The sequence below is a fragment of the Dyadobacter sp. HNCC25DJ186 genome, assembly GCF_056895235.1.
Genome location: NZ_JBXHAS010000012.1, coordinates 1 through 25,315, shown reverse-complemented (window position 1 = coordinate 25,315; position 25,315 = coordinate 1). Strand labels below are relative to the sequence as shown.

Genomic DNA, 25,315 nt, shown 5'->3' with positions numbered 1-25,315 from the left:
GAAGATATGTCAACCTTAAAATATATGGCCACATTGCTGCTGCTCACATCTTTTCTATATTCCTGTGAAAAGGTGATCGATGTTGAACTGGATCCGGCCGATCAGCAGTATGTCATTGAAGGGCAGATCACCAATCAGGAAAAGGGTGCCCAGGTGGTGATCTCCCAAACGACCGATTTTGAAAACACCGGTACCTACCCAGGTATTTCCGGAGCCATCGTCACCATTTCCGACGCGGAGGGAAATGTCTTTCCTTTAACAGAAACGCAGCAGGGATTTTATCAGGATACTCTTCTGCTGGGAAAGCCCGGAATGACTTATCATCTTCATGTAAAAATAAACGGAAATGAGTATACGGCATCCTCCATCATGCCTGATCGGGTAAAAATGGATTCATTATTTGTCGAAAAGGACGGTTCCAATATTTCAAACAGGGAGCGGTACCTTGCCAACGTTAGCTATACAGATCCCGGAAGCGAGATCAACTTTTACCGTTTTGTTCAATTCAAAAACGGGGTTAAAGAGAAAACCATTTTTATTCGTAATGACGAACGAACAAATGGCAACCAGGTCTCCGCCCCGCTCCGTTACCCGGCAGATGATGACAATGACATTCTGACCGGTGACAAAATCCGCGTGGAAATGCAGTGCACTGATCAGGCGGCGTACCTGTACTGGTACAGTCTTGACCGCGATGCCCTGGGCGACGGAAGCGCTGCATCACCGGCGAATCCGGTCAGCAACATGCAGGGCGGTGCCTTGGGGTATTTCAGCGCACACACCAGTGAGACACGTGAAATAACGGTACCCTGACAAGTGCTTTGTTATTATGTAAAACACCGGGTTTCCTTACGTCAGTAGCTGGAATGCTTTTCGACGAAAGGCAACACCAACCCACCAACCATTCCGTCCCGTTCAATCAGCAATATGTCCTTTTCATTCAGTTTTGGCAGATGCGGCCCCGGGACAAGCACTAATTTCGCATATCAATCACACAAGTAACATAGCAATGAAACGAATCAGCAAATCGGCATTTTTGACGGCGGGTTTTCTTATCCTTTTGGGTACAGCTGGCTATGGCCAAACTGAAATCACCGGAAAATGGCTCAACCCGGATGGCGATCGCAAGATTGAAATCTATGAAGACAAAGGAAGTTTTTTTGGTAAAATTATATGGCTGAAAAACTCCTCCGGTAAAGCACAGATCGGAGATATTGTACTTAAAGATATTACCTACAAGAACGATCACTGGTCCGGGAAATCGTATATGCCTGCACGTGACCGCGACGTGGACATCAGTATCAGTATGAAGCGTGCTGACGAACTTGAAATTACAGGAAAAGTCGGAGTTATGAGCCAGAAGAAACTGTGGAAAAGAAGCAAATGATGTTGAGTCTGAAAACAGCAACTAATCTCGGGCCACGGCAGGCGAAATTTGGAATGAAAAGCGGGTCTAACAGTAGTTTTTTACGGCTGCTTGCTGGCATTATTCTGATGGTTTTGACCTATGCCGCGGCTCATGGCCAACGCCATTTTCCGACCGTGGAAAGCCTGTGGGCGTATGCCGACGCACACAATGTGTCTCTAATACTGGCGGCGACCAATATGAAAACGGCATCGGTCAATACGGTTCAGTCTCAACGGAACCGCCTGCCGACAGTAAGTCTGAACGGCGGATTTACAGACAACGTACTCATCCAGCCGACGCTGATCCCGAACAGTCTCTTTAACCCGGCTGCGCCAGAAGGAACCTTCACCGAAGCTACGTTTGGCAGGCAATATATTTACAACGGAAGCCTGAACTTGCAATGGAACCTGGTCAACGCCGGGGACTGGTTTTCGGTAAAAGCGGCCCGATACCATGAAGAAATTGCCCGTCTGAGTTTGAAGGAGTCGAAAAAAGAAGTCTATGAGCAGATCGCAAATGCATATTATACCCATTTTCTGGCAGATCAGATTCTCGCATTAGGTATTGAAAACAAGGCTACAACCGATTCTATCCTCTTCATTGCAAATCAAAAATGGCAGGAGGGACAGGTCAGTGAAATTGCGGTCAATTCCGCGAGGATCAGCGCAGTGCGCTCAGAAAAAAGCTTGCAGGCCGCCATGCTCAACAGCAAACTTGCGTTAAATACGATAAAACAGCTGCTTGGCCTGGGATATGCCGACAGTCTGATTTTGTCTCATGAGATCCTGGCAGATCCACCGGTTGCATCGGGCGATTTTGGTGCTGATCCGGAGCGCGACATTGCTTTTGCCCGGCTGAACCTTGCACGAAGTAACTTCCAGGCTGCAAAAGCGTCGTACTGGCCCGTGTTGTCGCTGGTGTATCAGGGCAACACCCAGGTGGCTGGCGACCAGCTGTTTGATTTTAAAAATGCCAATACACTGCCGCAGCAGTACTATGGATTACGGCTGAATATTCCTTTACTGGCAGGCGGCAGCAGGAACGCCCAGGTCGCAAGAAGCAGGCTCGATCTGGCAAGCAAGACGATATCGTATGAGTCTGTTACCAAACAAAATGAACTGGAAGACCAGAACCTGATGCTGGACTATCAAACGAGCCGGGACCAGTACAACAAATCGAAGGAAATTCTTGAACTCTATCGCAGCAACGATTTCCATGCCGGTCAGAAATTGCGTGAAGGCGTGATCTCGCTTGACGAAAGGCTGAGGTCCTACAACGATTACGTAGCCAACCAAAATGAGTTTTTCCAATCCATGTCAGATTTCCTGATTCAGCAGTACCGAATGCAGATCAGATCGAAAATTCTATAAAAATGAAACAGTATTTTTCAATCCTGGTGCTTTTGACCTTGTCTGGGTGCTTTGGTAAAAAGGCACCGGAACTGGTCTCGCCCATTGTCGCTCCGATCACCGAGGCCGTATTTGCGCCTGGGCAGCTGGAAGCCAGAAACCAGTTTACACTTACCGCCATTAGCGAAGGTTACCTCAGAAAGTCGCTCGTGCAGGAAGGGGATTTGGTGAAAGAACGTCAGATTCTCTTTGTTCAGGACAACACCAATGCGGTGATTCAGCAGCGTTCGACAGCACAAAACATGCGGATATCGCAGAAGAATGCCGCCGACAATTCGCCCGTGTTACTGCAATTGAACGCACAGCTGCAATCGGCCCAGCAAAAACGCGGGCTGGATGAGATTCAGTTACAACGAATGAAAAGACTGTATGCTACCAGATCGGTTTCAAAAGTGGAGCTCGACAACGTACAGCTTTCATACGATAACTCAGAAAACACGGTTCGCTCGATCCGGGAGAATATCGCCGCAACGAAACTCAGCCTGGATCAGGCGCTGATCAGCAGTAAGAGCCAGTATGAAACAGCTGTTTCTAATGCTTCTTATTTTAACATCAAATCGCCAGGAAATTATAAGGTTTACAAAATCTTAAAAAAAGAAGGAGATATGCTAAAAAAAGCAGATCCGATCGCCCTGCTTGGTGAAAGTGAAAAGCTAGTGGTAAGTCTCAATGTCGATGAATCCAGTATTTCCAAGGTCAGGACAGGACAGACGGTACTGGTCGAAATGAATACAGAAAAGGAGAAGGCCTACCAGGCAGTCATTTCAAAAATCTACCCCTATTTTGATGAAAATACACAGTCCTTTATCGTGGAGGCTACATTCAGCCAGCTAACTCCCGGGGTCATTGCAGGTACACTTATACAGGCCAATATCATCATTGGTAAAAAGGAAAAAGCATTGCTCATACCACGCAGCAGCCTTAACGGAAACGGTCAGGTGATGCTGGCAACTGAAAAGAAATTCCTGCCTCATAAAATAAAAACAGGCATTGTTTCCAGCGAGTGGGTGGAGGTGAAAGACGGGCTGAGCGTCGATGACCGTATTCAACTGCAGTACTAACCCATATCTGCTTTAAGCATTCGAAACAGCATGACGACCAGTATCAATCTTGAAATCGCACTGACGTACCTGATCTCAAAAAAGAAGCAAACGATCATTGCTTCCCTCGGTGTTATGTTCGGCATTGGCATGTTCATCCTCATGAATTCGCTGATCAGCGGAACCAACGAATATTTTGAAGAGATGACCTTCAGTGCCACACCACATATCCGTCTGTATCGGGGACATGAGCTAAGCAGTCCACACATGCTGACGGAAAACCTCAGGGACAGTTCGAAAAAAATTATTTCAAACCCTCAATTGATCTTTTCCGATAACCGTATTTCAAATCCGGATGCTGTTATCGAAGCCATAAAGCACCACAAAGAGGTGTTCACTCTTTTTCCACTTGTTACGGCCAATGTCATTTACAGCCATGCCGGTGTTGAAAAAAACGGGAATCTTAATGGAACCGATATTATTGAGCAGGACAAAATGTTTGACCTGGCTTCCACAATGACGGCGGGCTCGGTCAGGGACCTGGACGCGAATCCGGACGGCATCATGATCGGTGCAATTCTCGCCTCCGACCTCAACCTTTCCCGCGGCGATTACCTGACGGTCAGCACCGCATCGGGCACGATGAAAAGGCTGAAGGTAACAGGCATTTTCAAAACCACCATCAAAGCCGTGGATGAAGGCAAGGCTTATGCGAGCCTGGCCGTGGTACAGCAGCTCTTGAGAAAGGACCGAAGTTTCATTTCCGATATTTACATCAACATTAAAAACTATAACAGCGCCGAAGAGGTGGCCACCCAGCTGACCAATCTTACCGGCTACAACTGTGAAAGCTGGCAGTCAGCCAACGAACAGAATATAGCGGCCCGCATGATCCGAGATATCATCGCAAATTCGGTGGTGATCACCATTTTAATCGTAGCGGGTTTCGGGATATACAACATCCTGAATATGATGATCTACGAAAAAATGAAGGAGATTGCTATCCTGAAAGCGACCGGGTTTGCGGGAAAACACATTGTCAGCATTTTTATTTATCAGGCGCTGTTTATAGGGCTTATCGGTGGCTCGGCAGGTTTGCTGTTTGGCTGGCTCAGCTCGGTAGCAGGCTCGAACGTTTACATAGGCAAAGGGACATTGGAATATTTGCCGATGACCTTCGATATCAAACATTACGTACAGGGCTTTTCGTTCGGGCTGATCACCTCATTTTTTGCCGGATACGTTCCCGCAGTCAAAGCATCAAAAGTGGATCCGGTAGAGATTATTCGCGGATAAGCTCAATTCAATGAACAAAACACCGTATGGACATAGCAATCAAAGCAGAAGCAATCAATAAATATTTCTATTTGCCCGACGAGTTTCAGGTATTGAAAGACATTTCGTTTCAGATCAATAAGGGCGAGTTCGTTTCGATCACCGGGAAATCCGGTTGCGGTAAATCCACTCTGTTATACATTTTATCGACAATGGATACTGCTTACAAAGGAGGTCTTTCCCTGGAAGGCAGCCAGGTGACCGGTCAAAAGAACGATCAGCTTGCCCGCTTCCGGAACGAACACCTTGGTTTTGTTTTCCAGTTTCATTACCTGCTTCCCGATTTTAGCTGTCTCAAAAATGTGATGATTCCCGCGCTGCGACTTGGTAAATTGTCCCATGCAGAAATAGAGCATCAGGCCATTGAAAAACTTACCCTGCTTGGTGTGGGCGATCAGGCACTGAAATCAGCGGGACGCATCTCGGGCGGACAGCAGCAGCGGGTGGCCATTGCCCGGGCACTGATCAACAATCCGGCCATCATCATGGGTGATGAACCAACCGGAAACCTCGACAGCCGGAACACCACGATCGTTTTTGAATTACTTCAAAACCTTTGCCGGCAGCAGGGGAAAACAATCGTCACTGTAACCCATGACAATGACTTCGCCCGAAAATCGGACAGGATCATTGAAATGATGGATGGAAGGATCGTGCGTTGAAGGGGTGATCGACACAGCGCAAAACGCTGGTATGATCTAGTCTCTCTTTGCAACCTGTAAAAAGCACGATGTCAACCCACAAAACTGGCTGATGGACATTCTTGGGAAAATGAATGACGCCAACTACGAAGGTGAATTTTCAGATCTTTTCTCAAACCGCTGGAAAACGAACCGATGACCGATCCTGTTGTATTAACTGCATAACCAATACCAATGGGGATTGCCGACTGCAGAGGTGTATTACTTAAGAGTGTGTTGGGTAGTTGCGAAGAAATGAAATCATACGCTGATTGTATCAAACTTTGCCTTGTTTATCCAATTTTGCAAAAAAAAGACCACCGTTTTCAGAATTACAAATTGAAACGGCTAAAGTAAATCGCTATCTTTACAAGGCGCTTAGTTGGTTGTCGGTAAAACTCTCCTACAGGATCTTTTAGTAATGCATTCAACAGAAAATGATGAGCAATTTTTATCGGGTGGCGGGCAAATGGGTGCTCTGATCCGCTCGATGGATTGGTCAAAAACAGCCCTTGGACCAATAAGCCAATGGCCGCAGAGCCTGAGAACAAGTGTAAGCCTTTGCCTTTCTTCAACATTTCCTATTTTAATTGCCTGGGGAGACGAGCTGATCCAAATATACAATGATAGTTACCGACCAATTTGTGGGGCAAAGCACCCCGAGTCTATGGGTCAAAATTTTAAAATTTGCTGGGAAACAGCCTTGCCAGTTGTTGGGGCGGCCTTTGACCGGGGACTGGCAGGAGAAGGCACCTATATCAAAGACCAGCAAATGCTTTTAGACCGATATGGCTATATCGAGGAAGCATTTATTACTTTTTCATTCGCGCCGATCCGGGATGAATCCGGAAACGTGGGCGGGATCTTTCACCCGATCACCGAAACGACTGAACAGATCCTGAGTTCACGCCGCACCCAGGTGCTCCGCGACCTTGCTATCCAGACGGGTAATGCGAAAACGAACGATGAAATTTATGAAAAGTTAAATCAGGTACAATCCCTGTTTAGCTATGATGTTCCGTTTATGCAGCTATACGATGTAAATCAAAGTACGCATCAGGCTTTCCTTAAAGTTTCTTCGGGCATTATAGATGGGCTCATGGAATTTGCTGTGATTGAAATGGATTCTGATGATGATAATTGCTGGCCACTTTTCCAGCTCTCAACAGATAATCCACGAGCAGTCCAGATCGATGGACTGACTGAGCGGTTTGGCGATTTTCAAAGTGGACCCTTTCAACAGGCACCGCATACCGCGCTTATCTTCCCGATCCTGATTACGGGAAATGACAAAGCAAGTGGGTATCTAATTGTTGGTGTCAGCTCAGCGCGCTCGCTGGACCAGCAGTACCAAAACTTTTTTGAATTATTTGCCAACACGGTCTCTACCGCTTTTTCGAATGTTGACGCTTATCAGCAGCAACAGAAACGGGCCCATCAGCTTGCAGAGATCGACCGGGCTAAAACGGCATTCTTTAGCAATGTCAGCCATGAATTCCGTACCCCGCTGACTTTGATCCTGGGGCCCTTGCAGCGAGTAGCCGACAATCCTCACCTTGAAGGTAAGCTGAGCAAAGAGGACCGTGATTCTATGCACCGCAATGCCCAACGGCTCTTAAAGCTGGTCAACAACCTGCTTGATTTCAGCCGGATTGAGGCAGGACGCGTGAAAGCTTCCTTTCAGTGCGTCGAGCTCGGCTCACTAACGGCTGACCTGACTTCCAATTTTCGTTCGGTTATCGAAAGTGCAGGTATGGAGCTGGTCCTTGATATTAACCAGCACGGCCCAGATGTTTATGTGGATACGGACATGTGGGAAAAGATTGTGTTGAATTTGTTGTCAAATGCTTTTAAATACACTTTAAGCGGGAGCATTACGGTTGGTTTGCATTTCCATGCCGGATTTGCCGTATTGAAGGTGAGCGATACAGGCGTAGGCATCCAGAAAGATGAATTACCGCATATGTTCGAGCGGTTTCACAGGGTTGAAAATTCAAACGGCCGTACCCATGAGGGCACCGGGATCGGGCTTTCCCTTGTTGCCGAGCTGGTAAATCTGCACCATGGGCAGATTAACGTCGAAAGTACTTTTGGGGAAGGGAGCACCTTTACCGTTAAAGTGCCGTTAGGTAAAGACCATCTACCAAAAGAGCAGATTGTCCAGTCATCAAGACAAATAAGTTCTTTGCAGCAGGATACCTTTATCCGGGAAGCAATGAGCCTGCTTGAAATGGATGATGCAGGACAGGCTCAGCATGCGCCTGAAAGTGGAGCAGTGCAGCAGCATATTCCAGACTTTGAAATCCAGCAACATGTCAAGGTGCTCATCGCAGATGACAATGCTGATATGCGTTCTTACCTTGGAAAGCTGCTTTCGCCGTACTTTAGTGTAGATTTTGCCATCCATGGCCAGGATGCCCTTGCTAAAATATTATCAGCGAGGCCCGATGTAATTATAAGTGATGTGATGATGCCGGTAATGGATGGTCAGCAGCTCCTGCAACAGGTGCGGGTACTGCCTGGCGGCCGCATACCGGTAATTTTATTGTCGGCCAGGGCAGGGGGAGAATCGCGGGTAGAAGGATTAGGCTGGGGTGCAGACGATTACCTGGTTAAGCCTTTTTCAGCAAAGGAATTGCTTTCAAAAGTAGATTCCCTAATAAAGATCAATCAGCTTACAAGAAAAACCGAAGCAGAACTGAGAAGTATCTTCATGCATGCGCCGGTTGCTATTGCTATATTCAGAGGCCCACAGCTGGTCATTGAGGTAGCCAATTCGATGATGCTCAGGTATTGGGGCAAAACGAGCTTACAAGTCAGCGGCCTACCGTTTGACCAGGCATTTAAAAAGTCACCTGGCGACGGACTGGAGATAATCGTCAAAGATGTTTTTGAGACCGGCAATCGGCGCTTATTACGAGAATGGACACTGGAAGTAGCACGTCACGGAAATGTTTCGAAGCTAATTGTTAACTTGGCCCTGGAGCCGCTGCACGACCTGACCGGTTTGATCAGTGGCGTGATGATTGTAGCCAACGATGTGACCGAGATGATAACGGCCCTGGAGCTGGTTCGTGAAAGTGAGCAAAGGTTTAAAATGCTTGCTAATACGATGCCACAGCTAGTGTGGAGAATCGACAAGACTGGTGGCAAAAATTTTTATAACGATTTTATATATAAGTATTCCGGTCTCAGCTGGAAAGAATTAATTGCAAAAGGCCTGATCATTCTGGTGCATCCTGATGAACAGCAGGCCAGTTTGGTTGCATGGGAAAAAGCCCTGCAGTCAGGTGAAGACTTTATCTATGAGCATCGTATTCGCAGGCATGATGGAGTTTACCGGTGGCATCTAAGCCGCGGTATTGCTCAGCGAAGCCAATCGGGGATGATCGAAAACTGGGTCGGGTCTAGCACCGACATTCATGACCAGAAAACCTTGGAAGAAACCCTTGAAAGCCGGGTTTCTCTGCGTACGGCAGAACTCGAAGTAATCAATCAGCAGCTTGTTAAATCCAATCAAGAACTCGAACAGTTTGCCCATGTGACCAGCCATGATTTGCAGGAACCGCTAAGGAAAATCCAGATATTTTCAGGCTTGGTCAAAAACCGGGTAGCCGAATCAGATACAACGACTTTTGATTATATTAAAAAGGTCACGTCTTCTGCTGAAAGGATGTCCAACCTGATCCGGGACCTGCTAAGCTTTGCGGGTTTGCGGGTCGAGAAGGCTGTTTTTGAGCTCGTAGATCTGAACACCATCATAAGCCTTATCAAAGAAGATTTTGAGCAACTTATCCACGAAACCAATACCCAAATCATTGCCGAAGCGCTACCTACACTGCCTGCCGTGCCTTCTCAAATGAATCAACTCTTCTACAACTTGATAGGGAACGCAATTAAGTTTTCTGGTGAAAACCCACGCCTGGAGATCCATTACCAAAGCGTGGGCTTCGATCAAGGCGATTATTTGTTCTTAAAACGAAATACCCGGTATGCAAAGATTACTTTTAAAGACTATGGAATTGGTTTTGACCAGCAGTTTACAGACCGCATTTTCATTATATTTCAGCGACTTCATTCCCAGAATGATTTTCCGGGCACCGGCATCGGCCTATCGATCTGTAAAAGGATTGTTGAAAACCACGCGGGTTTTATAAGAGCAGAAAGTCAAAAGGGGCTTGGGTCAAGCTTTGATGTCTACCTTCCTCTACAATAATGGCGATTGTGGCATTCAACGCACAAATGTGAATACGTTTGAAAAGCCTTTTTGGGTGAGAGATGTACAGGTGTTTATAAATGACATGATTACCAGCTATTCATATTCTTGCCGGATAAAAGTGCAAAAAATACTATCCATCAACGACGGCAATTTTATCAGTTAAAGTAATATTCCTAACTGTCATCAACAACAACGATCTTGCTGTGTATCTGCCCACTGTATATCAATCATTTCTAGCCGCAGCTTTTTTTTAGATTTGACTAAAAATAGGAAAGCACACTTCCATGCGTCTGTAAATGTTGCGATTCATCCAGTCGGAAGCCGCCATTTAAATTTCCGGATTTGCATATGAAGATGCGCCAAATTCCAAATTTCTGTCTACCATTTGTTTTACTATGATGTTTGCGATTTGTCCCGGTACAACCGGAAGAATCCCGCGGATATCGGGGAGGTTTAGATTTATTTACGCCGGAATGCAAAGCTTTATTGGGGCATATCCTGGAGAATATGGAGCTGGATATACCGGAGTATGTTGGTTCTTCCCCGCTTTTGGTGGTTAACCAAAATCAAGTATCAATCTCTTTTTAAAAGATCGAAGCCTGCTCTGCCATACATTTGACGTTTTAGAGTTTTTAACTTGTTAACGCTACCTTCAACGGGACCATTGCTCCAAGGTAAATCGAAAGCGTTTTGAACAGCGATGTAATCAGCTTCTAATCCTCTGGCAAACCCTGCTATTTCTTTGATTCCCGATTGAATTGCTAATCCTAGATATTCCTATGAAAGTACGCCAAGATTCCTGGGCAAAATACGTCGATTATTCCTGAGCAAAGTACTCCAGTAAACCGACTTGGATCGCACTAAGCGAGAGTGATATTTTATTAAACTTAATGATTTTTTTTCTTTCTCAAAGATTTTCCGGTAAGTGCTATTCTGTGGACAGAAACTGACAGTCTGTCCATGATAGCATCCGCATTATGTTAACATTAGCATAATGTCGACGAGATATTAGATCGATTAGTTCATACCTCATACCGGATCGAACTAAAAGGTCAAAGTTTAAGAAAACCGGTAAAATTGTCAGCCCGTCAGAATCTCTCAGATCAAAACCTAAATTAAGGGGGTCAGTATGCCAGGTACGTGGTCAGCATCTCCGAAATATACAACGTAACAATAAGAATAGCTATTTTGGATATAAATGAACCCGAATCAATGCAATTCATTTGTTTGGGTGTAAACAACTTTGCCAATAACGGATGATCGCATCAAGATTTTTTTTTCCTAATAAATATTCATTCTGCTTTTTAAAAAATCCCTGTATCGTCCCCTCATATGCTTTGGTAACTAACGTTTGATCGCAGGAAGTGCTCAAGAATATAAATGGGATAGATTTATGTTTTAGATAAGGATCCGTATCAATCTGATTTCGTAGTTCAAGACCGTTCATCACTGGCATATTCATGTCGCAAAGAATTAAAAACGGTTTTTCAGCAGTTGTCAGTAAATAACCCAAAGCTTTTTCACCATTTTCAAATAAGCGTAACGAATTATCAATGTTAAGATCTTCCAACATGCACTTCATCAGATGCTGGTCGTCCTCATCATCATCAATTAAAATAATCGGACCTTTTAGGGACATCTAAGTTTTGTAAGTTGGAAACTAAACAAATGTACTAAAAGTTGTCGATCATCATGCAGTTAAATTAATTTCGCAAGACTTAGAATTTGAGCTTGCCATTCTTCGAAGGCATAATTGTGGCATAAGTGTTTGGTGTTATTTGTCGGTATGTGTCTCGCAATGAGTCCAATACTGAATTATTGAAAAAATAATTTTTTCCATTTCATCCAGGGATGGCTGTTTTTTAAAAAATCCCTGGACCGAAGTCCCATAGGCATCACTAAGCATTTTACTGCTTGCTGATGTGGTAAAAAATATACAAGGAACACATCTAAATCTCGGTTTAGTACTCACTGCCAGTATTTCCCTTAATTCCAGCCCGTTCATTTTGGGCATGTTGATATCAGATATGATCAGAAAAGGATATTTTTCCGTTTGTTCAAAAAAACTAATCGCATTTTCGCAATCGTCAAAAAACAATATTTCATTTTCAAAATTTAGTTTTTCAAATACTTCTTGATACAAAAATTGATCGTCTAAATCATCATCAATAATTATTATGGGCCCTGATTTATTCATAGTTTTTTTAATATCATATAAAAACATTTATACCATTTAGATATAAAAACATTATATAAAATTCAAAGTTAGTAAGTACACCACGATTCACGCATTATAATTGAGCCGTACCATCATCAGGAGTACAATTGTTTCGTGGTGGATAGGATAAAACTTATGATGATTAGTTTGTTTGTGTATCACACTTGGTGCAATTTTAATTTTCAATCTCGTTTTAGGGAAATTGTTGCTGTAAAAGGGGAATATATACAGAGATCATATTTGTTGTCTAATAGTAAAAATTAGGTACAATCCCGATTTCTGAGCAGATTGCAAATGCTCATTTGTTGTATAACTATTACAACCGGCTTGCTTTTGTTCTAGTCGATTTACCGCCAACCCGGATGACAGTCATCAGAGGCACATAAGTTATATAGCGTGGTTATCCTGATCCAGGTGCAACGCATTCGAAAGTTTCAATAACTGGAAAAAAAATAACGGAAACGTTTACCTGGTAAAATCATTAAATGGAAGTGCGCGCACTGGCAATTTTTAGAATAGCTTGTTCAAGGGCATGCTGCAGCTCAACTATTTTAAACGGCTTGGATAAAAAATAGTTCATACCGGCTTCAAGGCATGCTTTACGATCCTCTTCAAGAACATTAGCAGTCATCGCAATAATTTGGGGCTGTTGAGAAAACTCTTTACGAATGCGGCGCGTTGCTTCCATGCCGTCCATCACCGGCATTAGGACGTCCATTAAAATGATATCGTAATTTTTTAAATGCATTTTATCAATTACCTCTTTTCCTGTAATGGCCAGGTCTGCATTGAATCCAATTTTTGCAAGAACCGAAATTGATAACTTTTGATTGATCAGGTTGTCTTCTGCTAAAAGGATTGAAATCTTGCTTTTGACAGGCAAAGATTCAATCCATTTAGGCTCATTTGGAAGTAAACCAGATGATTTAAATTGTTTATTATTTCCGAGAACCGTCTCGAGGATTTCGAACAAATTTGCCTTTCTGGCTGGTATTCTCAACACCCGGTAATTGAGATGTTCAGCTTGCTTGGTAACACTTAGGTCGCCGATTTTTGTTGATATGAGAATCGGTATGCCTATATCATGCCGGCTCAAAACTTCGAGCATCATTGCATTACCGAGTCTGGGTTTCGTAATTAACAGATCGGGCTTGTGCTGTTCTGTAAGCGTTGCAAATAATTCATCCGCGGAAAATATGGGTGATACATGGAAACCGAATGCTTGCAACTGGCTTGACAAGATGTCTGATGCAACAAGATTGTCTTCCGCCAGTAATATCCTTTTTCCCCTTACTTGTGATAATTTAACTGGAGGCGTGCATGCTTCGCTATAAGGTAACGTAAAACTAAAAACAGTTCCAATTCCTTCCTGGCTGCTGACAGAAATTTTGCCACCCATTAAAGTCACAAGTTTTTTACTTATCGCCAGTCCCAACCCAGTTCCACCATATTTTCTTGTAGTGGCTGAATCGAGCTGGGTAAAGGCGTCAAATAATTCTTCTATTCTTTCATTGGGTATGCCAATTCCTGTGTCAGTTACGTTAAATTCTATCGAACAAAGATTTTTCTGATGCCTGACGACTTTGACACGCAGCACAACTTCTCCTTTACTTGTAAACTTCAGGGCGTTATTGATCAGATTAATCAGAACTTGTCGCAATCTTAAGCTATCGCCGGTTACAGTTTCCGGCACATGCTCATCAATTCCCAATAAAAGCTCAACGTTAAGGTCTGCCGCTTTGCTGCTAAACAAATCAATTACGTCTTCCAGGCAATTTATAAGATTAAACTTCTCCTTTTCAATTGTCATTTGATCCGAGCGCATCTTAGAAAAGTCAAGAATATCGTTGATAATAGCAATCAATGCATTTCCACTGGTATTGATAATATTGACATACTCCTGCTGCTCCTCATTCAGCGGGGTGTCGGCTAACAGCGCTGCCATTCCTAAAACTCCGTTCATGGGTGTTCTGATTTCATGACTCATAACCGCCAGGAAATTAGAGGCTGTTTTGCTGGCCTTTTCTGCATCAATCCGTGATTGCTCGGCTTCTATTCTTGCGATTTGTTCCCTTTCTTTTTGGTTGGCCAACTCAGCATTTAGAAATTCTTGTTGGTTACTCTTTTCGATTAACTCTTCTGCTTGCAACCGGAGTTCTTCTGTTTGGACTTCCAATTCTTCTTTCTGCTCCTGTGATTCGGTAAGCAGGTTATAGACAAGCTGACGGTTTTGTGCGCTACTTATCGCAACACCAATTGGACCGCCACAATCTGAAAGAAATGTCTTACTGCGAGTATCATAGCCATTTAGCGAGCCAAATTCAATCACGCCGATTACTTCCCCTTCATGGGTGACAGGAATCAATAAAATGGAAGATAGCCTTAAATTTCCAAGGGCATGACTGACAATAGTCTGGTTTTCAGTGATATCATTGATAATGATTTTTTGACCTGTTCTGGCGCATGTACCTACCAGACCTTCACCGATGCGAATGGTTTTTGAAGGATTAGAAGCTCCTGTAAAAGCGGCAAGTTCGAGTGTATCATTTTCTAACAAGTAAATGGCAATCGAATGACTCTTGGTTGCTTCGAAAAGAAATTTAACAAGAACCTCAGAAAGTTCATGAAGTGCTTTTCCTCCTTGCATGACCTGGTTCAGCTCAATCAATTTTGTTTGAAGCCAGTCATTTTCCACTAGAGTTTCAAAAGAATTCTGCAGCTGATCTGCCAGTCTATTTAGCGAGGATGCCAGTTGATTTAAGTTCTCATCTTGCTTTTGATCTATTCTTATTGCGTACCTACCCTGACTGATTTGTGTTGTAATATCATTGATTTCCTTGATGCGGTTCGCGGTCTCAAGATTGCTTGCCCTTAGTTTTGTTTGCAGTATGTAAGTTTTAGCAACGTTTTTTCGAATTTTTATATAGAAGAACAGCGAGATGAATATCGAGATTAGCCCAGCGCCGAGAATAAGAAGTGGACTGGCTGCTGAAAGGCGTCTTTTGTTAGCAATTGCTTTAATTAGTGATGCCTGCTCCTGATGCTGAATCAGCGATATTGCAGTACGAATGCTATCCATAACAGCTTTTCCCTGGTCCAGCGCATGCATATTTGTCATATCCTTTGTTTGGGAAGATATAATTCCTTCTTTTAACAGCTGTTGTTTTCTTATCACCAGTCGTTCAAGATTGATTATCAGCCCGAGTTCAACAGGATCATTCGATGCCAGTATTTTAGATCGCTCCAATAGTTTTGCTGATTCGATCAGACTTTTGTAGTACGGTGAAAGGAAATTTTCATTACGGGTCAGTAAATATCCTCTTTGTCCGGTTTCAGCGTCTTTAATTTCGGATAACAACAGATCGCAATTGCGGACGACGTTATTGCTTTTGTCGACTAATGCGGAGCTTTCAATCAGAAGGTTATTGCTAAAAAAGGATGCAGAGCCAGTAAGAATTAGAATCAGCAGGGAAACGCCAAAACTAATTTGTAAGTTACGAATGATGGGAATATTCATTTATGAGGGGTAGAGAATATAAGTAAAATACTGTCAGAGTTAGAAAACTATCAAATTCTTGGTTCGACAGGATGTATTTGTTGCCTGTGAAGTTAATATACTTTTGAAGCATACTTACAAGGCGCATTAAATATTTTTCACATAATATACACTTCATTACTTGGCCAAGTAATGAAGTGTATATTAGCTAAATTTTAAGGTTTAACAATAATGTTACTGAAATCATAATAATATTTGTTAACCAATTCTGCCAGTGTTTCTATCTCCAGTTTTTTAAAAATTATCGACTTATGTGTTGACAAAGTTGAATTGGCAATGCCTAATGAGATTGCAATTGTAGAGGAAGATTGATCTTGAATGATACCTCCGGCGATTTTGACTTAGCGGCTGCTTAATTTATAAATCGTAGACCAGGATTTGGAATTGCCCATATTTTTTTGGCTCAATCTGATATTTTCTATCAGTGTTTGATGTGCCATTTGCGGTAACATTACGTGAGATAAATATTGCTACCGGCCAGAACCGATGTGACAGAAGCTGCAATTTCTCCGCACCCAGCACTCTAAGTCAAAAAACAGTGCGCTCCGCATAAAAGGAAATTCATGGCATTCGAGCAAAGCATGTCTTGATCAAATATCAAGATACGTATTCCGCTATGTCATCTTTTAATAATTTGTGTTTGTGTCGTTTTCATTCCTGCAATCGAGCCTATGATAACGAGATCGAAATAATCTGTTTTTAAATCGGGATGGCTTTTGCCAATTGAAGATATGCTTTGAAAGGATATTAGCAGGCCGAAGCGGTCTTCAATAATACTTTTTAAGCCAATTCTAATTACGTAACTGTTTTCAATAAATAAAATCTTAATCATGCTCAGAAAAAAGGGATCAATTCAGTGGTTTAGAATTTGATCTGTTTAATTGTGTCAAATTATTTTTGCGTCAACAGTTAACTGTATAAATAATATTTTCGTTACTGGTGGAAGTTATTTCTCGTATGTAATAATTAGCTTAGCTCATGCCATCGATCTTATGGAATGAGAGTGATTAGTCTATTCTTTTATATTTTGTCCATTAGCTGTAAAAAATGAATCTGAATGTTTGCCTGAGCTGAATTCAAATACTTTACCACTCCTTCGGGTTTAGTGGCTTGGATAAAAAACATAGAAGGGATGATTCTTTGCTCGGTGAAGTTCATCACGATATGATTATGGTTGAAAGCATTGTGACGGTGGAAGCGTTGACCGAGTTCTTTTCCGTGATCTGTCAGTTTGCCCAATACATTCCATCCGCTGAGTAGTGGAAAATTTATATCCAGCAATTGAACTTTTTTGGTATACTCTAACTCCGAGGGTCTATTTTCAAAGAGCATAGTGAAAGTAACTTCTGGATCAGTATAAACTTAGACCTCATCTTCGGGGTTATATTTCTATACACTGAATTTGGCTATCGGATTACTAAATTTGTCATCATTAATAATTATGAAATGTGACGGATTCAATCTTTGCTTTTTCTGAAAATCCACCATTTATATAAAATAATAAAAATTTATTAGGACATTAATTTACTTTTTCCAGATCTCGGTCTGAGGACTTTTTTAGATCATATATTTATTTATAAAATTTGGAAAAACAATTTGAAGCAGGTGCCTTTGTTCACCGAACTTTCAATCTCGATTCTTCCTTTCATTGCTTCGATCTGGTTTTTAAGTAAATATAATCCGAGCCCTCTGGCTTCCTTATCTTGATGAAAAGTTTTGTACGGACAAAATAAATCATTTCGGTGTTTATCCATGTCTATTCCCATACCATTATCCTGAAAGGTTAGAACCAAAAAATGTTCTTGCTTCTCAATCACAATTTCTATTGAAAGAGGCCTTTGAGGAGACATGTACTTTCTTGCGTTGGTGATTAAATTTAATAAAATACTTTCGAAATAGGCCGGGTTTGTAGTCAGCTCACACGATCTGTCAAAATGGTAAGCTATACTCGCTGGAGAAAAACATAGTTGCTGCCCAACGCTATTAAATATCCTGTTGATTTCCTGATAGATATTTATTTTTTCAAGAGGGAGTTTTATTTTAGATTGAACAGATATGACCTCGTTTAAATCATTAAGTGTTTGATTAAGACTGTCACTACTTTCTTTTAGCATTTTTAATACCAACCTACTGTCGTTAATATCGTCGCTAACGTTAATAATGCCGGTAATGTTTGCTGCATGAGATCGGATCTTATGCGAGACGATGTAGATAAAATTGATAAGACGTTTGCTTAATTCGGCGGTTACATTCAATAATTTTTGTAATTCTTGCTGTTCTATTATCAAAATTGTTATATCATGACCAATGCATAAAAGCTCCATCAGTGTTTTATTTTCATCCAAAAGTAATTTAAACTCCCACTGAGTTGAAATGATCCTGCTGGGAGTAGATATTCTTAACATTACAAAATGGGACTTACATGGATCGTCTAAACATTGACTTACCGTCGAAATGAATTGCTGGTGATCCCCTGGCACAATTAAATTTAATGACTGCTTTCCTAAAAAATGTTCTGCCGTTATACCAAGCTGCTTACAATAAAAAGGATTTACGTATGTATATTTACCTTCTAAATCTGTCTTGACGATGTAGAATGAATTGTTTTCAATTATAGTTTTTAAATAGGAAGTTTCCGTTCTCTTTGGTTCGCTCATATTCAGATTCTCATCAACGTTTTTGGTTTGGATCATTTTATTTTTGATAAACTATATACGTAGCATTGGTCCGGTAAAGTAATAACTTTCAATGCGGCTGGGCTGCATTTGGCATGGACTGTCGAAACCAAGTCCGTAGACTCCTAACTTGCTTAGTTAGTCGAATACAAGTTTTTCAGTATTCAATGCGTTCAACCTTTGAAGGGAAATCTATCAACTTTAAAATATGCGCAACAAGGACATTGTACAAAATAATAGTGTGTGCGGCAGTGTAATAGATTAATCAAGATAGATGAAACAAACTTATATTACCAGGATCAGTATACGATTCAATTTCCACACCTTATTGAGGTAAACGACTATGTAAAAATCAATCTTGATCTGATAACCAAATATTCTGATAATTGACTTGATGGAAGAAATTTCTATCAAATTCTAACCTCTAAACCTAGAAAGAACGGTTATTCGAATTTTGGATTGAATTATCAACTTTCAGCAGACAAAATTGGGATTTACTATCAAATTTAAAGTAGCTTATAGTGTGTTAAATGTAATTCTACAAATATTGTGCCATCGAAAATTTATTTGCAACATAAGTACTACAATTTCTATTTTTTCTGCGTGTTCCTTTTCAGGCCGCACAATGGTTCGTGAGACATTCTGACTGTTGTTCCTTCGTAAACCACCCAGTATTCCGGTGAATAATTTGGTTGTTATTGGAATGGAAATCTATTAGAGAGATGCGTAAAGTTAAGTCAGGACGAGACTATAAAGGGTCCGAGAGTTTAGAACCGAGCTGTTATTATGCAAAAAGATGACAGTTTATTATTATTACATTTTTACAATCTTGTAAGTCTGAACATCATAGTTTGTTTCTTTTATTTTCAACAAATACATACCCTTGGCTAAGTGAGAAATATTAACTACCGTGATGTTTTCCTTAATGTCTCCAGCCTGAAGTAATTTCCCATCCAAATAAAATAGTTGGTACCCGCAGTTTTTGGAAGGGGCTTTTGTCAGCCTTATCATGATTTGGTCCGTCGCTGGATTGGGGTACGTCGAAACTATTCTTGATAAATCATTTAATTTTATCGAAGCAATTTTTGAATAAGCAAAAGTTTGGTCCTTATCCGTTTGTTTCAGTCGGTAATAAGAAATCCCCGCAAGTGGTTCTGCATCTGTGATCTGGTAATTTGAGGTTTGACTTTTATCTCCATTGCCCGCCACTGTTTTTATGCTGTAAAATTTCTTTGCGTTAGCGGAGCGCTCGACGGTAAAAAAATCATTATTGGTCTCCGAAGCAGTACTCCACGAAAGCTGAACCTGATTTTCAGTTGTCAATGCCGCTTTGAAATAGATCAGGGTAACAGGCAATGGAAGGCTGATTTCAGATGGCTGATGAACGCCCTCGATCAGAGAGATGCCCGAAACTTTATAGGCCTGGTCGAACACCTGGCCGATGGAATAACTGAGTGTATTACCTTCTGCTGATGTACCCATTCCACCGTCTGAGTTGATACTATTTTGTGCAAATGCCTGGGAAATAAGATTGCTTGTTAAAAAAACAGCTTTGAGGGTAAAGGCTTTTTTCATGGACGGATTTATTAAGAGTAGAAATAATTCTGAAAATAATGTAGAATAATGCGTAAATGTAGATTATAAATGCGAACATTTGCGAAGTAATATCTATGCTTTCGCATAAGTCTCTTGATCCATCTAATACCGCCACTCAATTACATGAAAAATCTTTCCTTAGTTGTATTACTTCTTTTGGTCGGTGCGAACCTGTTCGCTCAGGCCCCAGATGCAATTAATTACCAGGCCGTTGTACGGAGTAGCACAGACCAGCTCGTGGCAAATACGGCCATAGGTGTAAAAGTCACCATTCTTCAGGGCAGCGCATCTGGAACCGTAGCATATAGCGAAACCTTCTCCCTTTCCAGTAATGCAAACGGGCTGATCAGTTTTGCCATTGGTACCGGAACTGCTACGAGCGGAACTTACACCGCTATCGACTGGACATTAAAACCTTATTATATTCAAATTGCACTGGACTTGCAGGGTGGAACCAGCTATCTACCTTACAGCACTTCGGAGCTGCACAGCGTCCCTTATGCACTGCAAGCCAAAACAGCAGAATCACTCACCAAGCCGTTAACCGGAGGCAGCGGTATCACCATTGAAAACGATCAGGTGAAACTGACGGACGGCCTTGCCGGGCTGAATCATGTGAAAGTATGGGAAGGCACTTCCTGGGTCAACAAGGCAATATCGGTAACTTCCGGGTCATCGGGTGGAAACCAGCCATTTTCGATAAGAAATCCTTTTTTGGCAATGAACTATCAGATTTCGTTATACGGTATTTATCCATCAAGAAATGGAGCCGATCCCTTTTATGGCGAAGTGATGTTGTTTGCAGGTAATTTTGAGGTGAATGGTTTTGCCTTCTGTGATGGAAGATTGCTAAACCTACAACAAAACACTGTCTTATACGCTGTCATAGGTGCTACCTACGGTGGAAATGGGATTAATACTTTTGCACTTCCCGATCTCCGTGGGCGTTCTGCCATACACTACGGCCAGGGTCCATATTTGAATCGTTACGAAATAGGCGAATCGGGTGGTAAGGAAAGTATAACGTTATTAACAGGAAATATGCCGAGTCACAGTCATTCGGCGGTTGTCACATTTACAGCACCCTGATCATCCGTCAAGATTTTATGCTGTCTGTTTGATTTCGACGGCAGCAAGCATTTTTACATTTTCTTCATGTGCAAAAATTTATACCTGCTGGTTCTGCTGCTAGCCTCATCGGTCAGTGCCCAGACCAGCCAACAATATTTTGCTGCGGGCACAAAGGCCTATACACAGTTACATCCCAGGATTGTCAGCCAGAAATCGACTGTCAAACCTGTACTGGTGGCTGTTATTGATGATGCATTCAGTCTTACGCACAATGCCCTGTCAGGATATTATTTTACCAACGTAAAAGAGATCAGAAATAATCTGAAAGATGATGATCTGAATGGATACACAGATGACTTTCAAGGCTGGGATATAGCGGATGGTGACGGCAAGGTAAGTCTTCCGGCAGATAAAGCCAGTGCCAATTTTCTGCACGGCAGTATGATTGCCGGTGTGATCATCCGCACCGCAGAACAGACCCTGGGGAAAGAACGCGCAAGAAAGAACCTGCGTATTTTACCCATTAAAGTGATTTCAGACGAATCCAGCATGGGAAATTATGATCTGGGCTATGAAGGATTGAAATATGCGGTTGATATGGGAGCCGATATCATCTGCCTTCCGTGGAGCGGTGGAAGTTTTGATCAAAAATATCTGGCTTATTTTGAGCTGGCCAGACAAAAAGGTATTCTCATTCTGGGATCCTCGGGTAATTTTTCCTCTGAAACCGTGCAGAAACCCGGCGGTTTGCCAGGTGTACACTTGGTCGCGGCCGTCGATACCAGTTTTATAAAATTGCCTTCTTCGAATTACAGCAGAGAAGTTGATCTGTCGGCTGTTGGGCAGACTGTTTTGGCGCCTTATGCTGCTAACGATTCGCTGTATATGTATCTGGAAAAAACCTCAGCGGCGGTAGCTTTGGTAACAGGCTGTGCAGCTGTTATTAAAGCATTAAGCCCGAGAATGTCGCCCGAAGAAATCATGGCGCTACTGCAAAATACGGCCACCAATATCGACAAAGCCAACCCGGATTACCTGGGCAAGCTCGGCAGCGGCGTACCTGATATGAGCCGTGTGGTTGATTACTTGTCTGAAAAAAATAAAAAAATGACGGGTTATTTTGACCCGGAAAGGGCAAAGGGATCTGTGCTGATCAGTAAAAAGGAGGGTGTATCAGGCTGGAAATTTGATATGGCTAGGAAAGACGTGGAAATGGTTTTCTCGTTGAATGGTGACACCCGAAATCTCACTTCTCAATTTTTGGACTTTACAGACATTGATAAGGAAACGATAAAAAAAATTCCCTTTGGTGAATTTCCTGATGAACTTCGGATTCCAAGTGGCAATTTAAGTATTAATCTGGATGGCAAATTACCTGCCAGTCCAATACTGCTGAAGTACTATACGATTGCAAAAGATTCTGCCACGCTCTATTGCCGTGAAATTATAGCACTCAATGATAGCACCGGAACCTTCGAAGATGGCAGTGGTGAGGCCAATTATACCGGTAATTGCAGCTGTAAGTGGCAGATCACCGTTGCACGGGGGAAAAATGTTCGGCTTGACTTTACTCAGTTTGCGCTTGAAAATATAAAGGACAATGTTCTTATTTTTAAAGGCAACGGGACCCAGCAGGAAAATATGATGGCGCGGTTCAGCGGACATCAGCTTCCGCCTTCTCTGGTGATTGACGGAAACCAGGTACTGGTCTGGTTTATTACCGGCAGGAATAATCATGACAAGGGTTTTAAAATAAATTACCAAGCTACTGAGTCCAGCCCGGGCGTGGTGCAATAGGGCTGGCGAAAATTCCTTTGCATTTTCAGGTCGGTGATGGTGCGGATGTTTTTTTGTTTTTTTAACTATTTAATGGATGTATTAAGGGCATCCTTATAGGTATCTAACCTGACCGGCAGGATGGCCAATATGCTTCGGATATACGCAGCAAAAATTCACCATCAAAGGGCGGAGAAAATCTATAATATATCCGCAGAAGGCTTTGAAAGTGCAATGTATTTGAAGCAGGTCTTAGCGGAGTCGCAGCTTATCGGGATTAAAGGATTGAACAGAAATGATGGAATTTTATTTTTAGTTTTTGATTAATCGCCTGCGATTTAGTGTTGGGTCCTAGCTTGTTGATACCTTCAAATTCTAAAGCGGTGGTGTCTTTGCAAGTTTCAATAAAACCCGGCAGATGAATTTACAGGTTTTGTCATTAGTTTTTTCATATTTTTTTATGTGTATGAAAGGATAGGACGTTTTACAGATCTGCCATAGGCGGGCTTTTTAGCACGATTGTTAAAATGATTGACTCGAATGAGGTGCTACTGCCTCTCTCACAGGTCACTAATGATGATAAGAAAAGCATTTTGCGCGTTCTGAGCGGACGGTGTTTTAATTGCGCAAAACTTTACGATCGAGCTTGTATGTTTGGTCTGGAATCCAGTTGCCAGTTTACTATACCGCTGGATAATTCCATTATTTTTGCCCAGGCCGTTGAGCTGACCCCCAAAGCAATTCTGCATGTGGATAAGGGTGGGAGCGTGGTTTGCAGCGGAATCTCTATGAGCGATATCCCTTCATTTTCCTACGAAATTCTCTGAGAGAAAGGACAATAAGCTACGTTGCCAACCTGACTCGCCAGGGTGCCAAGGAATTTTTAACGTTGGTCTTAAAGGTGAAAATTATAACCCAGATGACTTTATACAATCTGGAACAAGCGAACGAAGCCATAGCTGATCTTCGCAGTGGCAGCATACAGTGAGCGGCTGTGCTGGTTATGTAGTTTGATTTTCTCTGCTGACTTTCATCAGTTTTAGCGCAAGATCCTGAGTTCTTCCAGCCGTAAAAGTAACCGCGCATCTTTTAATAAAAGGGTTCGAATTGACGTGATGGATTTTTGCCACACACGGACATAATTCGTTTTACTCAGCCTGCGACGGTTTTTGAGCTCGCTTTAAAATATACAATAAACTCAGACCCTTTGTCTTTTTCGCTTTTCACTTCGATCCTTCCTTCATTTTCTTCCACAAATTGTTTGATCAGCAGCAGGCCCAGTCCGGTTCCGGGTTCCATATCTGTACCCCGTTCGGTAATTGCTGCTCCGGACGACCTGAAAAGTGCTCCCAATTTTTTCTCAGACATGCCCGTTCCGTTATCCTGGATATGGATAGCTGCAAAGTCATTTTTACGCGTATAAAAAAGGCTGACCGTCCCATTTCGGGGCGTAAATTTGATGGCATTGCTGATAATATTCTGGAGAATCATTCTGACGTGGTTTTCATCGGCCTCAATTCTGATATCCTCCGGGTTGACGTGTATCACCGTCAGTTGTTTTTGTTCAAAAGCAGGTTTGTATAGTGCCAGTATTTTATCTGCCGCTTCGGTCAGGTTGATTTTGTCAAATGTGATCGTCGCGCCGTTCTGCTGGCTGCTTGCCCAGAGCAGCAGATTATCGATCAGCTCTGAGACCAGAACGATCTGCCGTTGGAAATCTTCAAATAAAATTTCCTGCATCTCTTCGCTCAAATCACCACTTCTGATCAATTCTAACATCTGCCGCACCGAAGCGAAAGGACTTCGAAGGTCATGGCCAATGACAGAAAATATGCGGTCCTTTGTTTTATTGAGGGAAATAAGCTCTTCGCGCTGCATTTGAATTTCCTCTTTTTGTATCCGTATTTCATCATTTCTATGTTTCAGCTCCACATTCAATGCATTTTTTCGGATGACATTCCGGCCCACAAAGCACAAGGCCGAGATAAGCAGCAGGGAAAAAAGGGCCGTAAGCGAGATTACAATCCGGTTGTTTCTGATCACCTGCCTGCTTTTTCCATTTTCAAGGAGCAGATCTGCATGCTCAGATTTTTTGTCCTGCAAGTGCAGATAGTTAATTTCCTTTTCTTTTTTCTCGTTCAGAATGCGATCGCTGTAAGCGCGGGCAATCGTCTGGTACTCGTATGCTTGCTGGTAATTTTTTAATGCTGCATAACATTTTGAAAGAATATTCGCCGCCCGCTCCGTATCCCAGTCGGCCTTCAGCTCTTTCATCAATACAAAACTCCTGGTGGCATAGTCACGGGCCTGCTGATAGCTCTTTAATTCGTAA

General features: G+C 42.4%; 18 protein-coding genes and 2 pseudogenes. 11 read left to right on the top strand and 9 right to left on the bottom strand.

The genetic code is table 11. The features are described 5' to 3' along the window. Window positions 1-6 precede the first annotated feature (6 nt). The 8 genes and pseudogenes from AC1XUO_RS25215 (at window position 7) to AC1XUO_RS25180 (ending at window position 10,088) form a co-directional block, all read left to right on the top strand. Window positions 7-813 (top strand): DUF4249 domain-containing protein, encoded by an 807-nt coding sequence (locus AC1XUO_RS25215; RefSeq protein WP_483332610.1) that lies wholly within the window; start codon window positions 7-9, stop codon window positions 811-813. A 196-nt stretch (window positions 814-1,009) separates the two neighbouring features. Further along, window positions 1,010-1,387 carry a DUF2147 domain-containing protein gene (locus AC1XUO_RS25210; protein ID WP_483332609.1) on the top strand — a complete coding sequence of 126 codons (378 nt, stop codon included), beginning with the start codon at window positions 1,010-1,012 and terminating at the stop codon, window positions 1,385-1,387. Beyond that, window positions 1,369-2,778, top strand: coding sequence for a TolC family protein (locus AC1XUO_RS25205; RefSeq protein WP_483332608.1), 1,410 nt, complete (start codon window positions 1,369-1,371; stop codon window positions 2,776-2,778). Before AC1XUO_RS25210 ends, AC1XUO_RS25205 begins: the two co-directional genes overlap by 19 nt. A gap of 2 nt (window positions 2,779-2,780) precedes the next feature. Beyond that, a complete protein-coding gene (locus AC1XUO_RS25200; protein ID WP_483332607.1) occupies window positions 2,781-3,878 on the top strand; it encodes an efflux RND transporter periplasmic adaptor subunit in 1,098 nt (365 codons plus the stop codon). A gap of 30 nt (window positions 3,879-3,908) precedes the next feature. Further along, complete coding sequence (locus AC1XUO_RS25195; protein ID WP_483332606.1) at window positions 3,909-5,153, top strand: ABC transporter permease; 1,245 nt, start codon at window positions 3,909-3,911, stop codon at window positions 5,151-5,153. A 26-nt stretch (window positions 5,154-5,179) separates the two neighbouring features. Continuing rightward, complete coding sequence (locus AC1XUO_RS25190; protein WP_149243587.1) at window positions 5,180-5,854, top strand: ABC transporter ATP-binding protein; 675 nt, start codon at window positions 5,180-5,182, stop codon at window positions 5,852-5,854. Window positions 5,855-5,906: 52 nt separating this feature from the next. Then, window positions 5,907-6,032, top strand: a pseudogene (locus AC1XUO_RS25185) (transposase domain-containing protein); the annotation flags it as partial. Between the two features lie 261 nt (window positions 6,033-6,293). Continuing rightward, the gene (locus AC1XUO_RS25180; RefSeq protein ID WP_483332605.1) at window positions 6,294-10,088 is read left to right on the top strand and encodes an ATP-binding protein; all 3,795 of its coding nucleotides are present in this window, start codon (window positions 6,294-6,296) and stop codon (window positions 10,086-10,088) included. Between the two features lie 576 nt (window positions 10,089-10,664). Here AC1XUO_RS25180 and AC1XUO_RS25175 read toward each other — a convergent pair. The 8 genes and pseudogenes from AC1XUO_RS25175 to AC1XUO_RS25140 form a co-directional block, all read right to left on the bottom strand. Continuing rightward, window positions 10,665-10,853 (bottom strand): annotated as a pseudogene (locus tag AC1XUO_RS25175) (transposase); the annotation flags it as partial. 457 nt (window positions 10,854-11,310) lie between these two features. Continuing rightward, window positions 11,311-11,730 (bottom strand): response regulator, encoded by a 420-nt coding sequence (locus tag AC1XUO_RS25170; protein WP_483332604.1) that lies wholly within the window; start codon window positions 11,728-11,730, stop codon window positions 11,311-11,313. A gap of 135 nt (window positions 11,731-11,865) precedes the next feature. Further along, window positions 11,866-12,315 (bottom strand): response regulator, encoded by a 450-nt coding sequence (locus tag AC1XUO_RS25165; protein WP_483332603.1) that lies wholly within the window; start codon window positions 12,313-12,315, stop codon window positions 11,866-11,868. 475 nt (window positions 12,316-12,790) lie between these two features. Further along, entirely contained in the window at window positions 12,791-15,826 is a 3,036-nt protein-coding gene (locus AC1XUO_RS25160; protein WP_483332602.1) for an ATP-binding protein, read from the bottom strand. A gap of 194 nt (window positions 15,827-16,020) precedes the next feature. Further along, entirely contained in the window at window positions 16,021-16,185 is a 165-nt protein-coding gene (locus AC1XUO_RS25155; RefSeq protein ID WP_483332752.1) for a helix-turn-helix transcriptional regulator, read from the bottom strand. Window positions 16,186-16,885: 700 nt separating this feature from the next. Then, window positions 16,886-17,197, bottom strand: coding sequence for a hypothetical protein (locus AC1XUO_RS25150; RefSeq protein WP_483332601.1), 312 nt, complete (start codon window positions 17,195-17,197; stop codon window positions 16,886-16,888). Between the two features lie 242 nt (window positions 17,198-17,439). After that, complete coding sequence (locus tag AC1XUO_RS25145) at window positions 17,440-18,558, bottom strand: PAS domain-containing sensor histidine kinase (RefSeq protein ID WP_483332600.1); 1,119 nt, start codon at window positions 18,556-18,558, stop codon at window positions 17,440-17,442. 795 nt (window positions 18,559-19,353) lie between these two features. Then, window positions 19,354-20,115, bottom strand: coding sequence for a T9SS type A sorting domain-containing protein (locus tag AC1XUO_RS25140; protein WP_483332599.1), 762 nt, complete (start codon window positions 20,113-20,115; stop codon window positions 19,354-19,356). Between the two features lie 144 nt (window positions 20,116-20,259). On the opposite strand from AC1XUO_RS25140, the gene AC1XUO_RS25135 reads away from it, so the two are divergent. The 3 genes from AC1XUO_RS25135 to AC1XUO_RS25125 all read left to right on the top strand — a co-directional run bounded on the left by AC1XUO_RS25135 (window position 20,260) and on the right by AC1XUO_RS25125 (window position 23,810). Continuing rightward, window positions 20,260-21,225: a phage tail protein gene (locus AC1XUO_RS25135; RefSeq protein ID WP_483332598.1), complete on the top strand. Its 966-nt coding sequence runs from the start codon at window positions 20,260-20,262 to the stop codon at window positions 21,223-21,225. A gap of 66 nt (window positions 21,226-21,291) precedes the next feature. Continuing rightward, window positions 21,292-23,004 carry a S8 family serine peptidase gene (locus AC1XUO_RS25130; RefSeq protein ID WP_483332597.1) on the top strand — a complete coding sequence of 571 codons (1,713 nt, stop codon included), beginning with the start codon at window positions 21,292-21,294 and terminating at the stop codon, window positions 23,002-23,004. A gap of 629 nt (window positions 23,005-23,633) precedes the next feature. Further along, on the top strand, window positions 23,634-23,810 hold the full coding sequence (locus AC1XUO_RS25125) for a hypothetical protein (RefSeq protein WP_483332596.1): 177 nt from the start codon (window positions 23,634-23,636) through the stop codon (window positions 23,808-23,810). A 325-nt stretch (window positions 23,811-24,135) separates the two neighbouring features. On the opposite strand, the gene AC1XUO_RS25120 is transcribed toward AC1XUO_RS25125, so the two are convergent. Next, window positions 24,136-25,315, bottom strand: a 1,180-nt coding sequence (locus AC1XUO_RS25120) for a sensor histidine kinase (RefSeq protein ID WP_483332595.1), incomplete at its 5' end; no start/stop codon positions are given.

Coding starts and splice junctions, on each gene's coding strand:
- AC1XUO_RS25170 (WP_483332604.1), bottom strand. CDS start 11,730: ATGTCCCTAAAAGGTCCGATTATTTTAATTGATGATGATGAGGACGAC.
- AC1XUO_RS25200 (WP_483332607.1), top strand. CDS start 2,781: ATGAAACAGTATTTTTCAATCCTGGTGCTTTTGACCTTGTCTGGGTGC.
- AC1XUO_RS25150 (WP_483332601.1), bottom strand. CDS start 17,197: ATGCTCTTTGAAAATAGACCCTCGGAGTTAGAGTATACCAAAAAAGTT.
- AC1XUO_RS25130 (WP_483332597.1), top strand. CDS start 21,292: ATGTGCAAAAATTTATACCTGCTGGTTCTGCTGCTAGCCTCATCGGTC.
- AC1XUO_RS25125 (WP_483332596.1), top strand. CDS start 23,634: ATGTTTGGTCTGGAATCCAGTTGCCAGTTTACTATACCGCTGGATAAT.
- AC1XUO_RS25160 (WP_483332602.1), bottom strand. CDS start 15,826: ATGAATATTCCCATCATTCGTAACTTACAAATTAGTTTTGGCGTTTCC.
- AC1XUO_RS25210 (WP_483332609.1), top strand. CDS start 1,010: ATGAAACGAATCAGCAAATCGGCATTTTTGACGGCGGGTTTTCTTATC.
- AC1XUO_RS25135 (WP_483332598.1), top strand. CDS start 20,260: ATGAAAAATCTTTCCTTAGTTGTATTACTTCTTTTGGTCGGTGCGAAC.
- AC1XUO_RS25145 (WP_483332600.1), bottom strand. CDS start 18,558: ATGATCCAAACCAAAAACGTTGATGAGAATCTGAATATGAGCGAACCA.
- AC1XUO_RS25180 (WP_483332605.1), top strand. CDS start 6,294: ATGCATTCAACAGAAAATGATGAGCAATTTTTATCGGGTGGCGGGCAA.
- AC1XUO_RS25195 (WP_483332606.1), top strand. CDS start 3,909: ATGACGACCAGTATCAATCTTGAAATCGCACTGACGTACCTGATCTCA.
- AC1XUO_RS25140 (WP_483332599.1), bottom strand. CDS start 20,115: ATGAAAAAAGCCTTTACCCTCAAAGCTGTTTTTTTAACAAGCAATCTT.
- AC1XUO_RS25215 (WP_483332610.1), top strand. CDS start 7: ATGTCAACCTTAAAATATATGGCCACATTGCTGCTGCTCACATCTTTT.
- AC1XUO_RS25190 (WP_149243587.1), top strand. CDS start 5,180: ATGGACATAGCAATCAAAGCAGAAGCAATCAATAAATATTTCTATTTG.
- AC1XUO_RS25165 (WP_483332603.1), bottom strand. CDS start 12,315: ATGTTTTTATATGATATTAAAAAAACTATGAATAAATCAGGGCCCATA.